10 protein-coding genes, 2 tRNA genes and 2 rRNA genes are annotated in these 15067 nt (G+C 53.1%); 12 read left to right on the forward strand and 2 right to left on the reverse strand.

What is annotated here, in order from left to right:
* Positions 1–19: 19 nt before the first annotated feature.
* The 5 genes from R0I78_RS14380 to R0I78_RS14400 all read left to right on the forward strand — a co-directional run bounded on the left by R0I78_RS14380 (position 20) and on the right by R0I78_RS14400 (position 6441).
* Positions 20–2931, forward strand: a 23S ribosomal RNA gene (locus R0I78_RS14380).
* Positions 2932–3016: 85 nt separating this feature from the next.
* A 5S ribosomal RNA gene (gene rrf, locus R0I78_RS14385) occupies positions 3017–3131 on the forward strand.
* Positions 3132–3166: 35 nt separating this feature from the next.
* Positions 3167–3243: transfer RNA gene (locus tag R0I78_RS14390), tRNA-Asp, on the forward strand.
* A gap of 261 nt (positions 3244–3504) precedes the next feature.
* Positions 3505–4758: a serine hydrolase domain-containing protein gene (locus R0I78_RS14395; protein ID WP_317075818.1), complete on the forward strand. Its 1254-nt coding sequence runs from the start codon at positions 3505–3507 to the stop codon at positions 4756–4758.
* 66 nt (positions 4759–4824) lie between these two features.
* Positions 4825–6441, forward strand: coding sequence for a ShlB/FhaC/HecB family hemolysin secretion/activation protein (locus R0I78_RS14400; RefSeq protein ID WP_317075819.1), 1617 nt, complete (start codon positions 4825–4827; stop codon positions 6439–6441).
* 30 nt (positions 6442–6471) lie between these two features.
* Here R0I78_RS14400 and pyrI read toward each other — a convergent pair whose 3' ends face one another.
* The gene (gene pyrI / locus R0I78_RS14405; protein ID WP_019935208.1) at positions 6472–6927 is read right to left on the reverse strand and encodes an aspartate carbamoyltransferase regulatory subunit; all 456 of its coding nucleotides are present in this window, start codon (positions 6925–6927) and stop codon (positions 6472–6474) included.
* A 9-nt stretch (positions 6928–6936) separates the two neighbouring features.
* Positions 6937–7860 carry an aspartate carbamoyltransferase gene (gene pyrB / locus R0I78_RS14410; protein ID WP_019935209.1) on the reverse strand — a complete coding sequence of 308 codons (924 nt, stop codon included), beginning with the start codon at positions 7858–7860 and terminating at the stop codon, positions 6937–6939.
* A 311-nt stretch (positions 7861–8171) separates the two neighbouring features.
* On the opposite strand from pyrB, the gene R0I78_RS14415 reads away from it, so the two are divergent.
* The 7 genes from R0I78_RS14415 to pntB all read left to right on the forward strand — a co-directional run bounded on the left by R0I78_RS14415 (position 8172) and on the right by pntB (position 15016).
* Positions 8172–8248, forward strand: a tRNA-Trp gene (locus R0I78_RS14415).
* A gap of 53 nt (positions 8249–8301) precedes the next feature.
* On the forward strand, positions 8302–8673 hold the full coding sequence (locus tag R0I78_RS14420; RefSeq protein ID WP_317075820.1) for a hypothetical protein: 372 nt from the start codon (positions 8302–8304) through the stop codon (positions 8671–8673).
* Positions 8649–9092 carry a ribosomal protein S18-alanine N-acetyltransferase gene (gene rimI, locus R0I78_RS14425; protein WP_019935212.1) on the forward strand — a complete coding sequence of 148 codons (444 nt, stop codon included), beginning with the start codon at positions 8649–8651 and terminating at the stop codon, positions 9090–9092. The genes R0I78_RS14420 and rimI overlap by 25 nt, the downstream gene beginning before the upstream one ends.
* Positions 9093–9132: 40 nt before the next feature.
* Positions 9133–10152 carry a M23 family metallopeptidase gene (locus tag R0I78_RS14430; RefSeq protein ID WP_317075821.1) on the forward strand — a complete coding sequence of 340 codons (1020 nt, stop codon included), beginning with the start codon at positions 9133–9135 and terminating at the stop codon, positions 10150–10152.
* Positions 10153–10365: 213 nt separating this feature from the next.
* Positions 10366–11661 carry an NRAMP family divalent metal transporter gene (locus tag R0I78_RS14435; protein ID WP_019935214.1) on the forward strand — a complete coding sequence of 432 codons (1296 nt, stop codon included), beginning with the start codon at positions 10366–10368 and terminating at the stop codon, positions 11659–11661.
* A 444-nt stretch (positions 11662–12105) separates the two neighbouring features.
* The gene (locus R0I78_RS14440) at positions 12106–13635 is read left to right on the forward strand and encodes a Re/Si-specific NAD(P)(+) transhydrogenase subunit alpha (protein WP_026344859.1); all 1530 of its coding nucleotides are present in this window, start codon (positions 12106–12108) and stop codon (positions 13633–13635) included.
* A 4-nt stretch (positions 13636–13639) separates the two neighbouring features.
* The gene (gene pntB, locus R0I78_RS14445; RefSeq protein ID WP_026344860.1) at positions 13640–15016 is read left to right on the forward strand and encodes a Re/Si-specific NAD(P)(+) transhydrogenase subunit beta; all 1377 of its coding nucleotides are present in this window, start codon (positions 13640–13642) and stop codon (positions 15014–15016) included.
* The last annotated feature ends 51 nt before the right edge of the window (positions 15017–15067 follow it).

Consider the following 15067-nt stretch of genomic DNA (forward strand, 5'->3'; position numbering starts at 1 on the left):
AGTCTAATCCCTATTATATGGTCAAGTGAATAAGCGTACATGGCGGATGCCTTGGCGATTACAGGCGATGAAGGACGTGGAAGTCTGCGAAAAGTTTCGGGGAGCTGGCAATCAAGCTTTGATCCGGAAATGTCCGAATGGGGAAACCCGCACAGGCTTAAAACCCTGTCATCCTTTTACTGAATATATAGGTTTAAGGAAGCGAACCTGGTGAACTGAAACATCTAAGTAACCAGAGGAAAAGAAATCAATTGAGATTCCCGCAGTAGTGGCGAGCGACCCGGGAAGAGCCGATATGTGATAATTTATTGTATAGAAGAATCATCTGGAAAGATGAGCCGTAGTGGGTGATAGCCCCGTATTTTAAATACAGTAAGTGGTACTAGGCATATCAACAAGTAGGGCGGGACACGAGAAATCCTGTCTGAACATGGGGGGACCATCCTCCAAGGCTAAATACTCGTAATCGACCGATAGTGAACAAGTACCGTGAGGGAAAGGTGAAAAGAACCCCTGTGAGGGGAGTGAAATAGAATCTGAAACCGTGTACGTACAAGCAGTGGGAGCCCTTTTTAGGGTGACTGCGTACCTTTTGCATAATGGGTCAGCGACTTATATTCTGTGGCAAGCTTAACCGAATAGGGGAGGCGTAGGGAAACCGAGTCTTAATAGGGCGAATAGTCGCAGGGTATAGACCCGAAACCAGGCGATCTACCCATGGCCAGGCTGAAAGTTAGGTAACACTGACTGGAGGGCCGAACCCACATCTGTTGCAATAGATGGGGATGAGCTGTGGGTCGGAGTGAAAGGCTAATCAAGCTTGGAGATAGCTGGTTCTCCCCGAAAGCTATTTAGGTAGCGCCTCATGTAATTTACTTCCGGGGGTAGAGCACTGTTTCGGCTAGGGGGTCATCCCGACTTACCAACCCGATGCAAACTCCGAATACCGGAAAGTATTATCATGGGAGACACACAGTGGGTGCTAACATCCATTGTGGAGAGGGAAACAACCCAGACCGCCAGCTAAGGTCCCTAAATTATCGCTCAGTGGTAAACGATGTGGGAAGGCATAGACAGCTAGGATGTTGGCTTAGAAGCAGCCACCATTTAAAGAAAGCGTAATAGCTCACTAGTCGAGTCGGCCTGCGCGGAAGATTTAGCGGGGCTCAAGCGATATACCGAAGCTGCGGATGTATATTTTAAAATATATGTGGTAGGGGAGCGTTCTGTAAGCCTGTGAAGATGGACTCGTAAGAGCTGTTGGAGGTATCAGAAGTGCGAATGCTGACATAAGTAACGTTAATGCGTGTGAAAGACACGCACGCCGAAAGACCAAGGTTTCCTGTTCAACGTTAATCGGAGCAGGGTGAGTCGGCCCCTAAGACGAGGCAGAGATGCGTAGTCGATGGGAATCAGGTTAATATTCCTGAACTCTCGTATCATGCGATGGAGGGACGGAGAAAGCTAGACCAGCTGGTGATTGGTATACCAGTGTAAGCAGGTAGGCAGAGATCTTAGGCAAATCCGGGATCTTAATGCTGAGATGTGAATGCGAGGAGGTTACGACCTCCGGAGTGGTTGATGCTATGCTTCCAAGAAAAGCTTCTAAGCTATAGTGATATGAGAACCGTACCCCAAACCGACACTGGTGGTTGGGATGAGAATTCTAAGGCGCTTGAGAGAACTCGGGTGAAGGAACTCGGCAAAATCGTACCGTAACTTCGGGAGAAGGTACACCTTCCTTGGTGAATGCTTTACGCAGTAAGCTGAGGAGGGTCGCAGTGAAAAGCTGGCTGCAACTGTTTATCAAAAACACAGGACTCTGCAAACACGAAAGTGGACGTATAGGGTCTGACGCCTGCCCGGTGCTGGAAGGTTAATTGATGGGGTTAGCGTAAGCGAAGCTCTTGATCGAAGCCCCAGTAAACGGCGGCCGTAACTATAACGGTCCTAAGGTAGCGAAATTCCTTGTCGGGTAAGTTCCGACCTGCACGAATGGCGCAATGACGGCCAGGCTGTCTCCACCCGAGACTCAGTGAAATTGAAATCGCCGTGAAGATGCGGTGTACCCGCGGCAAGACGGAAAGACCCCGTGAACCTTTACTATAGCTTTACAGTGGATTTTGAATCTTTTTGTGCAGGATAGGTGGGAGGCTTTGAAGCTAAGACGCTAGTTTTAGTGGAGCCATCCTTGAAATACCACCCTGAAAGTTTTGGAATTCTAACTTAGATCCATCATCTGGATTAAGGACATTGTATGGTAGGTAGTTTGACTGGGGCGGTCTCCTCCGAAAGAGTAACGGAGGAGTACGAAGGTACCCTCAGCCCGGTCGGAAATCGGGCTATTGAGTGCAAAAGCAAAAGGGTGCTTGACTGCGAGACAGACACGTCGAGCAGGTACGAAAGTAGGTTTTAGTGATCCGGTGGTTCTGTATGGAAAGGCCATCGCTCAACGGATAAAAGGTACTCCGGGGATAACAGGCTGATTCCGCCCAAGAGTTCATATCGACGGCGGAGTTTGGCACCTCGATGTCGACTCATCACATCCTGGGGCTGTAGTCGGTCCCAAGGGTATGGCTGTTCGCCATTTAAAGTGGTACGCGAGTTGGGTTCAGAACGTCGTGAGACAGTTCGGTCCCTATCTGCCGTGGGCGTTGGATGATTGAGAGGGGCTGCTCCTAGTACGAGAGGACCGGAGTGGACGAACCTCTGGTGTTCGGGTTGTCACGCCAGTGGCACTGCCCGGTAGCTAAGTTCGGAATCGATAACCGCTGAAAGCATCTAAGCGGGAAGCGAGCCTCGAGATGAGTCATCCCCAGGTCCTAGAGACCTCTAAAGGGCCGTCCGAGACCAGGACGTTGATAGGCAGGGTGTGGAAGCGCTGTGAGGCGTGCAGCTAACCTGTACTAATGACCCGTGCGGCTTAACCATACAACACCCAAGAAGTGTGAGGCCTTGCAGGCTCAAGAGCACAACCTATTCATCGAAATAGTTTTTTCCGAATTACGATTTTATGCCTGGCGGCCATAGCGTTGTGGAACCACCTGATTCCATGCCGAACTCAGCAGTGAAACGCAACCGCGCCGATGATAGTGTGGCAGCTGCCATGTGAAAGTAGGTCACTGCCAGGCACCCAATATAGTACTCCTGACTATACAGCTTTTGCGGAGCGGTAGTTCAGTTGGTTAGAATACCGGCCTGTCACGCCGGGGGTCGCGGGTTCGAGTCCCGTCCGCTCCGCCATCATACAAAAGCCCTGACCTTACGGTCGGGGCTTTTTTCATGTCCGGCTGCGCCGGTGCGCCGGACTTGCTGGATGAGGTCGGTGCTGCGCACCTCAGCCTTCAAACCCAGTGCGTTTGCCACTCCGCCATTTTAAAGAAGCCCTGAGTTAACGCTCAGGGCTTTTATTTCTGGCCAAAGCTGCATTTTTTCTTTTTCCCTTGTTATAAGCTGCCTATACTCGTTCAATTCGTAGTAAATATTACTTAGGGATGAGTAAATATGATTAAAACCATCAGACACAAGAAGTCTGAGCTCTGTAGCCTGGTCGTATTACTTGCTTTGTTTTCTTCTGGTGCTTCGGCATCCCAGTCCTGTGTAGCAGAACCTTCAGTTGTTAATTCTGCGCCTTCCACATCTGCAATGAATCAGTCGCAGCTGCCGGAAACGATGACCAAAGAAGTAGAGAGTGCGGTTCGTCGTACTCTGGATTATGTATCCGCACCTGGCGTTATTGTCGGCATACAAACGCCTGAGGGAATATGGAAGAAAGCGTGGGGAGTGGCTGATCCTGCAACAGGTGAAGCAATGAAAGCAGGCATGCATACTCGCATTGGCTCTGTGACCAAAACCTTTACCGGCACTTTGCTGATGCAGCTGGCTGACGCCGGCAAATTATCGCTGGATGACACCATAGACACTTATGTGGCCGGTGTGCCTAATGGTAATAAGATTACGCTTCGCCACCTCGCCAATATGACCAGTGGTGTATCCAGCTATACCCGTGCAGAGGCGTTTCTTGATATTTTCTTTGAAGATCCTTCCCAGACCTATACTCCCGAGCAATTACTGAATTTTGCATTGCCGGCATCACCGGAGTTCGAGCCCGGCGCATCCTTTGATTATTCCAATACCAATACAGTGCTGCTGGGCATGGTGATTGAACAAGTAACAGGAAAACCTATTGAACAGAGTTTATCAGCCATGATCCTGGAGCCTCTTGGGCTCACGAATACTGTCTGGCCTGGTAATGCTGCTGATATGCCTGACCCTTTTGCACAGGGTTTTACACTGCAAGGAAATGCGGCCACACCTGAGCAGCCTTCTAATGCCACTCACTGGAATCCTTCCTGGGGCTGGACTGCCGGAGAGATGATTTCCACCATGGATGATCTGCTGATTTATGGCAGAGCGCTGGGTACTGGTAAAGGGTTACTTTCGCCAGCTGCTCAGCAAACGCGTTTAACATCATTTCCTGATCCCATGGGGTACGGGATAGGAATGGGCTGCGCTGCTGGCTGGGTCGGGCATACCGGTGAGTTGCCCGGATATAACACTACGCTGTTCTATCATGTTGCCAGCGATACCACTGTGGTGGTTCAGGCTAACAGCGATATACGCTCCGGAGACTGCTCTGATGAAGAAGTATTACCAAATAATCCTACCGGAATAAGCTGCGCTTCACCGGCATCGCGGGTATTTGAGGCAGTGTCTGTGGCACTGGGTCATCCTTTTTCCATGACAGCACCAGAGTAACGCCACTTGAATAAAATACAGCCATATCATTACCCGTATCTGTCAGCCTGTTTTACTGCGTTGACCATGCTGTCCCTGAGCACGTCTTCTCCGGTATTGGCTCAAGTCAGCGAAGCAGAGCAGGCTGTCGTAGAGCAAACCATTATTCTTCAGCGCCTTACCCCACCACAAAAGCGCGGCATGATTGATATTGACATCATGGATCAGCAAGATGAGCTGTCGGAGCAGGAAGCAGAAAAAGTCACGCTGGTACTTAATTCTGTTACTGTGGACGGTGCATTTACGCTTGAGCCGGAACAGCTCAGGGCCAGCTGGCAGTCTTTACTGGGAAAAGAAATAACTCTGGCCGATCTGTATCAGGTGGCCCGGGATATTGATGCAGCCTATCTGGCAGCAGGCTATTTCTCCATGACAGTAGTACCGGTACAGGATCTTGAGTCCGGTCATGTTCATTTTCAGGTTTATGAAGGCTATGTAGAGCGGGTAGAAATTACCAGTGATATTCCTGGCATGGAGCGGAGGCTGGCTCCCTATATTGATCGCCTGATGGCCATGCAGCCCATTCGAGTTAAAGAGGCGGAGCGAGTACTGCTGTTAATGAGTGATCTGGCCGGTGTTAATATTGAAGGAACCTTCATCAAACCCGATACGCCCCGGGCCGGAGGCCTGCTTAAACTGAATATCGGATTTAACCCGCGCTCAGTGATGGTTGCGCTGGATAATTTTGGCAGCGACGAGGTCGGGCCCTATGAGCTGGCCGCCAGTGCCGGGTTTAACGATGTCTTTGGCTATTTTGAGAGCAGTAACCTGCTGGCTCTGACGATTCCTGATGCACCGGAGCAAATGTCTATTTTTCAGCTCTCTCAGAATATACCTCTCGGTTATAACGGGTTGTTTACCGGTTACAACCTGTCCTACATTGAACAGCAACTCGGCGGATCTCTGGCGTCGCAGCATATAGAGGTTGAGTCAGTGGTCGTGAGTGCGGAGCTGTCTTATCCTTTTGTGCGTACTTTGCAGCAAAGCCTGTTTGGTCGTGCTGAAGTGACATTTCAGCACGATGATGTCGATATCATGAATACAGCGGTTGCGCGCACTCGTATACGCCGTGCCGAACTGATGCTGGATTATGACAGTGCCCTGAGCAGTGGCGACTTGTCTGCCATGGCCGGAGTGGGAGCCGGGCATATTTCCGATATGGATCTGGGTGAGCAGCCCGGTAACTATCATTACTGGCGGGCAGCGCTCAATTACTTGTATCCGGTAAATAATAATATCAATATGCAGCTGCGGACCGTCGGGCAGCATTCTCCTATGATGCTGCCGGCGTCTTCACAGTTTTCGGTGGGCGGGTTTTCATTCGGACGCGCCTTTGAAAGCGGAGCTATCAGCGGAGACAGTGGCATGGCTGCAGCTGCCGAACTGATGTATGAGGTGACAACAGATTTGTCTTTACTGCCATCGGTCGTGGTGACGCCTTTTATTGATTATGGCGTCACTCGTGAGCATCAACCGGGGGCGAGGGCTGAATATCAGGAATTGGGCTCTTACGGCATCAGTCTGGGCGGGACCCTTGCTGATCGCGTTTTGTTTGAGGTGAGTGTCGGTCTTCCCTGGCACAAGCCTGCCGACACAGACGAATCTGGCGGGCAGCTACTGTTCAGGCTGAGCAGTGTGTTTTAACTTATGCGGGCAGAGCCTGCCCGCATCGGTTTATACTGCCATAAAGTCCTGATGAAACGACTTCTCGCAGTAGCAGCAGCGAAAATGCACCTGGCCGCTGACGGCCCTTACGCGGAACTGGCTGCTGACCGGCTCTCTGCGGCTGATACAGTTACCGTTTGGGCAGGCAAATACGCCTTTGATCTTTTCCGGCAGATGTAACTGCAGTTTTTCAACTACTTCAAAGTCTTCAATCAGATTCACGGTCGCATCGGGTGCAAACAGCGCCAGCTGGTTGGCCTGTGCCGGTGACAGCCGCACGTTTTCTACTTTGATAATATCTTTGGCACCCAGTGCCTTGGACGGCAGATTAAGACCCACGGTAATACGCTCGCGGTTCTCTGCCAGACCAAACAGCTGCAAAATACGAATACCCTGACCGGCAGGAATATGGTCGATCACGGTGCCATTGTGAATGGCCTCGACTTGTAATTGGGTTTTATTCACGGCTGCTCCTTACAGGGTTTCATTCAATACCAGGGCCAGCAGGGCCTGGCGAGCATAGACGCCGTTCTCGGCCTGCTCAAAATAGTAGGCATAAGGGGTGTCATCCACCTCTACCGTAATTTCATCAATGCGCGGCAGCGGATGCAGTACCTTGAGGCTGTCTTTGGCATTTTCCAGTACTTGCGGTGTCAGTACATAGCGGGATGCCACATGCATATATTCGGTTTCGTCAAAGCGCTCTTTCTGTACCCGGGTCATATACAGAATATCGAGTTCGTCCATGATTTCTTCCATGCTGTCACGAAACTCAAAGTTAATGCCTTTTTCCTTGAGCTCATCACACAGATATTCCGGCATGGCCAGCGCCTGAGGGGCGATAAAGTAGAATTTGCAGCCAAACAGGCTCAGTGCCTGCGTCAGTGAGTGCACGGTGCGGCCGTATTTAAGATCACCCACAAAGGCCACGGTCAGGCCCTGCAGTGTGCCCTGAGTTTCATAGATGGTAAACAGATCCAGCAAGGTCTGAGTGGGATGCTGGTTGGAGCCGTCTCCGGCATTGATCACCGGCACTGATGAAAACTCCGCCGCCAGCCTTGCCGCGCCTTCCTGAGGATGGCGCATGACAAAGGCGTCGCTGTAAGAGCTGATAATGCGCACCGAGTCGGACAGAGTTTCGCCCTTTTTAGCCAATGAGGTGCTGCCGCTGTCGGAAAAGCCGATGACGGAACCGCCCAAACGATGCACGGCCGTTTCAAATGACAGCCGGGTGCGGGTGGAGGCTTCAAAAAAGCAGCTGGCAACCACTTTTTGTTTTAACAGCTCGGGTTGGGGCTGACTTTTAAGCTTCACGGCCGTGTCGATAACCAGTTCCAGCTCGGAGCGGGTAAAGTCAGATATGGATATGACATGCTTTTGATATAAAGGGTTTGCCATCAGCTGTGCTCTTGAAGTGAAATACGGGCCATAAAAAAGCCCCTGAATGGGGCCATCACAGAAACAGGATCGCAAACGCCAAAGCCGGTGCCGGCACAGGGCACCACTACCAATGAGTGGCAGCAGCAAGAGTAAGTCATGGGCAACTCCATGGGTTTGCGAATCGACCGGAATTATAGATAAATGCGTCGCCAAAGCAAAATTCACACAGCAGGACAGTGCCGGCGGTGAAAGAGTGAGCGAACAGGCTTGGGGTAAGCAAAAAGCCCTTTACCTTTGAATTCAGCTCTATATAATTCGCTTCGTGTTGCAGGGGCATAGTTCCAATTGGTAGAACAGCGGTCTCCAAAACCGACGGTTGGGGGTTCGAATCCCTCTGCCCCTGCCAGCTTCACCGAAAAGGCCAGCCTCAGTGCTGGCCTTTTTCGTTATGGAGTATTGATGAAATCACTACAGACCCGACTCTGGCAGTTTATGGCATTACCGGTATGGCAGTGCGCTCATGCCGAACGGCTGCCTTATGCTCCTGAACCCGTCCCTGTCGTTGCTGACGTTCGTCTTGTGATCGGACAAGGCCATCAGCTGCCGGCAACGCTGCTTAATGATCTGCTGATTGCGCTTGAAGGTGTACAGCCCGATATTCAGGAGGAAACGGCCTGGCTTGCCGCAGGCTGTCCTGATGCGCGTATTGTGCTGGGGTTTAACCTTACCGAGCCGGCCGGGCAGCTAAACTGGCAAGGTTCACTGCCGTTGTCTGCTTTACAAAAACGTGAACTCTGGAGCTGTTTATGCAGCCTGAATACCGGGCACTGACACCGGCAGATCTTGATGCCATGGTGGCGGTAGAGCTGGCTGCCCATCAGCATCCCTGGAGCCGCTCTTTACTGGCTGGTGCCTTTGACGCACGTTATTTCACCGGCTCCTTCTGGTATCAGCAACAGCTGCTAGGTTACTTTATTGCCGACAGGGTACTTGATGAAACCACCCTGATGAACATTTGTATCTCTCCTGAGTGGCAGGGTAAAGGGTTGGGCCGGTTACTGTTGCAGCACTATCTGGCTGACGCCCGGAAACTGGGTCTGTACTATTACTGGCTGGAAGTGAGAGCGTCCAACCAGGCCGCGATTGGGCTTTATCAGTCCTGTGGTTACCGGGAAACCGGCCGGCGTCGTGGTTACTATCCGGCAGGCAGCGGCACCGAAGATGCCGTCATGATGCAAAAACACGGTTAGTTTCTATACTGAAAAGCACACACTCTCGCAGGGACGCATTATGAGAGGCTTGCTTGCCATTGTGCTGGTGCTTGCAGGAATAGCACCTGCTCATGCCACTATCTATCAATATCGCGATGCCGCCGGTGTAGTGCATTACACCGACAACCGGCTCAAAGCCACTATCAGCCAGCGCTGGCATCAGGATGCCATTAACAAAGACGGTATTCTGGTGCGGGTGGTTAAACAAAACGATGGCCACCATTTCTATGCCCTTAACCGCCTTGCCAGCCAGGCGCGTTTTAATCTCAGGTTTGTAAAGCAGCAGAATGTCAGCATACCTGACGCCATGGAGCAACCGCTGATCCTGCCTGCCCGCCAGGAAACCTTTATCGGCAAGCTGGCGCCAGATAGCAGCGGCAGCTGGAGTTATGATTACGGTTTTGCTTACAGCAGCCATTATGAAAAGAATAAGGTCAACCAGGGGCACAAGGTACAGAAAATAGCCGGCAGTACTATTGTCAGCCCCCGGGTTAATGCCTGGAAGCAGCATTACAATCAACCCCGGCAAGGTGTACTTAATCTCTCCGGCGCTGTGAATATCAGCCCGCCGGTGGCCGGTGCCTTTCGTATTTCGCAAGGCTTTAACGGTGACTTCAGTCATAACAAGCGCTCCAACCGTTATGCCCTTGATATTGCATTGCCCGTTGGCACGCCTTTGCTGGCTACTGCCGATGGGGTGGTGGTCGCCGCGGTGGACCATCATGTTGGCGGTGGTCTTGAGGCCAGATACCGGGGCAAGTCCAATCATCTGCGCTTGCGTCATCCTGACGGTACCATGACGCTTTATGCTCATCTGAATACCGGCTCACTGAAAGTGAAAAAAGGCGATCGGGTAAGAGCCGGGCAGGTGGTGGCGGCCTCCGGGCATACCGGTTACAGCTCAGGCCCGCATTTGCACCTGGCGGTGCAGGTAAATAACAAGGGGCGAATGGAGTCCATCCCCTTTACTCTGAATGGCCGCCTGCCTGATGCTGGCAATACGCTGTTGGCCCGAGGCAGTGAAGGTAGTAACGAATGAAATTATTTCATTTGGTAAATGCATCATCAAGCGAGTGAACAAACCGTTTTGTCTTTGTATGATGGGGTTAACTGCTGCTGAATCTGCCTGACCTGGTTGTTGTTGTTGTTTGAGCGGTTATCAGGCAACTGCCGGCAGTTGCTTTATGCTTTTTGCTATGGTTTTTTAATCGACTTCTTATATAAAAAACCACAAAAAAGCAGGAACAGCAGTATGTCACAGATCGCCGAAGCAGCGCAGCGCGAGCCTCGCAGTATCAGTCACTATATGAGGGTATTGGGTCCGGGGATCCTGGGCGCTGCCGCCGCCATTGGCGGCTCTCATCTGGTGGCGTCCACCCAGGCCGGTGCCATTTATGGCTGGCAGCTGGTGGGGCTTATTCTGCTGGTTAATCTGCTCAAATATCCCTTCTTTCAGATTGGTGCCCGCTACACCATGGCCGCCAATGAAAGCCTGATTCAGGGCTATGATCGTATCGGCCGTGGTTATCTGCGTTTATTTACGCTGCTGAACCTGTTTTCTTCCGTGGTCAGCACGGCGGGTGTGGCCATGCTCTGTGGCAGCATTCTGGGGTTATTCATCGGCGACAGCCTGAGCGTGACTCAGCTCAGCATGATAGTGCTGGCAGGCTCACTGGCGTTCTTGATCACCGGTCACTACCGAACCCTGGACAGTGTGACCAAATGGATTATTGTGGGCCTGGCCATTGCCACCGTCACCGCCGTGTTTATTGCGCTTAACCGGGGGGGCGTGGCTACACCGGACTTTGTGGCACCCAGCCCCTGGAATCTGGCCTCGGTAGGCTTTCTGGTGGCCCTGATGGGCTGGATGCCGGCTCCTATTGAGCTGTCTTCCTGGAACAGTGTCTGGCTTCGGCAAAAGCAAAAGGATCTGGGGGGAACGCTGGAGTATAAAGACGCTCTGGTCGATTTTAACGTCGGTTACGTTACCTCCACGCTGCTGGCACTGGCCTTTGTAGCGCTGGGCACCCTGGTACTGCACGGCAGCGGTGAAACATTGGCTACGTCAGGCATTGCTTTTGCTCATCAGCTGGTGAACGTGTACGCCAGTGTGATGGGGGAGTGGAGCCGCTGGCTGATCGCCATAGTGGCGTTTCTGTGCATGTTTTCTACCACAGTAACCGTGCTCGACGGCTATAGCCGGGCGCTGAGTGAATGCTTCGTACAGTTTGGTCAGCTACAGGGCAGCGGCCCTACCGGCAACGGTGCCCGTTTCACCTATCCGCTGATGATAGCCATGGGCGTGGTGGCCGCCTTGATCATCATGTTTTTTAAAGGGGCGCTGCTGGCCATGCTGGAGTTTGCCATGATCTCCGCCTTTATCAGCGCCCTGGTGTTTGCCTGGCTGAACCTTCGACTGATGCGTTTGCCACAGGTGCCGGAACGCTACCGGCTGGGCAAGGGCATGGTGGCTCTGAGCCGGGTTGGCATTCTGTTCTTTGCTGGTTTTAATCTGCTGTTTGGTTATTGGTATTTGTTTGTGAAATAAGGCTTGCCGGCCCTGTGGTTCCGCAGGGCCGGCTGCGTTATACCGCTATTCCCGCCTTATGTGATCCTGCTCGCTAAATGACCACTTGGCCGGCACTGGATAAGTGTTACCTTACTCATTGAAAGTCAGAGCCTATCGAGGCTCGCGGAAAGATCAATTTATCTTTTTTGACCGTAACCAGTATATTGGCTTTCACGCTGTATTTTTCCTACGCACTACCTTCACTTGAAATTAATTGTATGTGTTTTAGGGTGTTTTTGTATCCAATATTGCCTAAAAATACAAAAAAAATTACTAGGTATGCGTTGGTAAAGTAAATGCGTTGTAAAAAAACGTCATTTTACTGGTGTGACACAGGCAAGGCTGCCGGAAGTTGAAGGAACAGCTTGCTGAAAACCGGGCGTGTTTGCCCGGGGTAATATCAACAAGGATCAGGGAATTATTATGTTAATCGGAATTCCAAGGGAAACGCTCAGCGGAGAGACACGGGTGGCCGCCACCCCCAAGTCCGTTGAGCAGCTGCGCAAACTGGGCTTTGAGGTCAGCGTCGAGCAGGGCGCGGGCAGCAAGGCCAGCTTTGAAGACGCTGGCTATCAGGCCGCCGGCGCGCAACTGGTAAATGCCGACGACGTCTGGCAGGCCACCATTATTTACAAGGTGAACGCGCCCACTGCCGACGAAATTGAGCGGCTGCAGGCAGGTACTACTCTGGTCAGCTTTATCTGGCCGGCGCAGAACCCTGAGCTGGTCGAGCAGCTCAAGAACAAAGGCGTGACCGTACTTGCCATGGACATGGTGCCGCGTATTTCCCGCGCCCAGTCGCTGGATGCGCTGTCGTCCATGGCCAACATTGCCGGCTACCGTGCCGTGGTGGAAGCCGCCCACGAGTTTGGCCGCTTCTTTACCGGTCAGATCACCGCCGCCGGCAAGGTGCCGCCGGCCAAGGTGCTGGTGATCGGTGCCGGTGTTGCCGGCCTGGCTGCCATTGGTGCTGCCGGCTCTTTGGGTGCCATAGTGCGCGCCTTTGATACCCGCCCCGAGGTAAAAGAGCAGATCAACTCCATGGGGGCCGAGTTCCTGGAGCTGGACTACGAGGAAGACAGCGATTCTTCCGACGGTTATGCCAAGGAGATGAGTCAGGCCTTTATCGACGCCGAAATGGCCCTGTTTATGGAGCAGGCCAAAGAGGTGGATATTATCATTACCACAGCGCTAATCCCTGGTAAGCCGGCCCCCAAACTGATTACTGCCGACATGGTGGCTGCCATGGCTCCGGGCTCTGTCATTGTGGATCTGGCCGCCCAGAACGGCGGTAACTGTGAGCTGACCAAGCCGGGCGAGCTGTTTGTGTCCGACAACGGCGTTAAGATCATCGGCTATACCGATCTCAACGGTCGCCTGCCGACCCAGTCCTCCACCCTGTACGCCACCAACCTGGTTAACCTGGCCAAGTTGCTGTGCAAGGAAAAGGACGGCAATATCCATGTCGACTTCGACGACGTGGTGCTGCGCAATATGACGGTGGTAAAAGACGGTGAAGTCACTTTCCCACCGCCGGCCATCAGCGTGTCGGCGGCCCCCAAGGCTAAAGCGGCTGCTCAGCCTCAGGCCGAGCCTGAAGCCAAAAAGCCAAGCAGGCTCAAATATTACCTGGGCGGTGCCGGCATTGTGTTGTTTGCCTGGCTGGCGGCGGTGGCACCGGCTGAGTTTCTGTCTCACATTACCGTGTTCGTGCTGGCCTGTATCGTGGGCTACTACGTGATCTGGAACGTGTCCCATTCCCTGCACACGCCGCTGATGTCGGTTACCAACGCCATCTCCGGCATTATCGTGGTAGGGGCCTTGTCCCAGGTGGGGTCGGAGAGTGGTTTTGTCAGCTTTATCGCCTTTGTGGCGGTGCTGATCGCCTCCATCAACGTGTTTGGCGGTTTTACCGTGACACATCGCATGCTGAAGATGTTTAGGAAGGGCTGATTAAATGTCACAAGGATTAGTAACTGCATCTTATATCGTGGCCGCCGTGCTCTTTATCATGAGCCTGGCCGGTCTGTCCAGGCAGGAGTCGGCCAAGGCCGGTAACTGGTATGGCGTGGCGGGCATGACCATTGCCCTGCTGGCCACCATTTTTAACCCCGAGGTCACCGGCCTGGGCTGGATTATCGTGGCTATGGCCATTGGGGCCGCTATCGGCATTCGCTTTGCGCTCAAGGTGGAAATGACCGAAATGCCGGAGCTGATTGCTATTCTGCACAGCTTTGTGGGGCTGGCTGCGGTCTTTGTGGGCTACAACACCTATATCGATCACGGTGACCTGTCCGGTGCCATGCTGAACATTCACAATACCGAAGTCTTCCTTGGTGTGTTTATCGGTGCGGTCACCTTTACCGGCTCCATCGTCGCTTTTGGCAAGCTGCGCGGCCTGGTGTCCTCCAAGCCGCTGACCCTGCCGCACCGCCACAAGCTCAACCTGCTGGCAGTGGTGGTGTCGGCCATGCTGCTGATCTGGTTTGTGCAGGTGGAAGGCTCTACCTTCGCCCTGCTGGTAATGACCCTGATTGCCCTGGCCTTTGGCTGGCATCTGGTGGCCAGCATCGGCGGTGCCGACATGCCGGTGGTGATCTCCATGCTCAACTCCTACTCGGGCTGGGCCGCGGCGGCGGCGGGCTTTATGCTGTCCAACGATCTGCTGATCGTGACCGGTGCCCTGGTGGGCTCTTCGGGTGCCATTCTGTCCTACATCATGTGCCGGGCCATGAACCGCTCCTTCATTTCGGTGATCGCCGGTGGCTTTGGCTCCGACGGCACAGTGTCTTCCGGTGAGGAAGAAGAGGGCGAATACACCGAAGTGAACGCTGAAGATGTGGCCGACATGCTGAAAAACTCCAGCTCGGTAATCATCACCCCGGGATACGGTATGGCGGTGGCCCAGGCCCAGTATCCGGTGGCGGAGCTGGTATCCAGGCTGCGCGCGGCGGGCGTCAAGGTGCGCTTTGGTATTCACCCGGTGGCGGGTCGTCTGCCCGGCCATATGAACGTGCTGCTGGCGGAAGCCAAGGTGCCCTACGATGTTGTGCTGGAAATGGACGAGATCAACGACGATTTCGACGATACCGATACCGTGCTGGTGATTGGTGCCAACGACACGGTTAACCCGTCGGCGGCGGAAGACCCGGCCAGCCCCATCGCCGGCATGCCGGTGCTGGAAGTGTGGAAAGCCCAGCAGGTGGTGGTGTTCAAGCGCTCCATGAATACCGGCTATGCCGGGGTGCAGAACCCGCTGTTCTTCCGGGAAAACAGCGTTATGTTGTTTGGCGACGCCAAAGACAGCGTGGACAATATTCTGCGCGCGCTGTAAGAGCCGGAAACGATTCGAGGGACGCTGCGGCGTCCCTTTTGTTTTGCATGT

Origin of the sequence: Oceanimonas sp. CAM02 (assembly GCF_032842915.1) — a bacterium.
In the GTDB taxonomy this organism is placed as follows: domain Bacteria; phylum Pseudomonadota; class Gammaproteobacteria; order Enterobacterales; family Aeromonadaceae; genus Oceanimonas; species Oceanimonas smirnovii.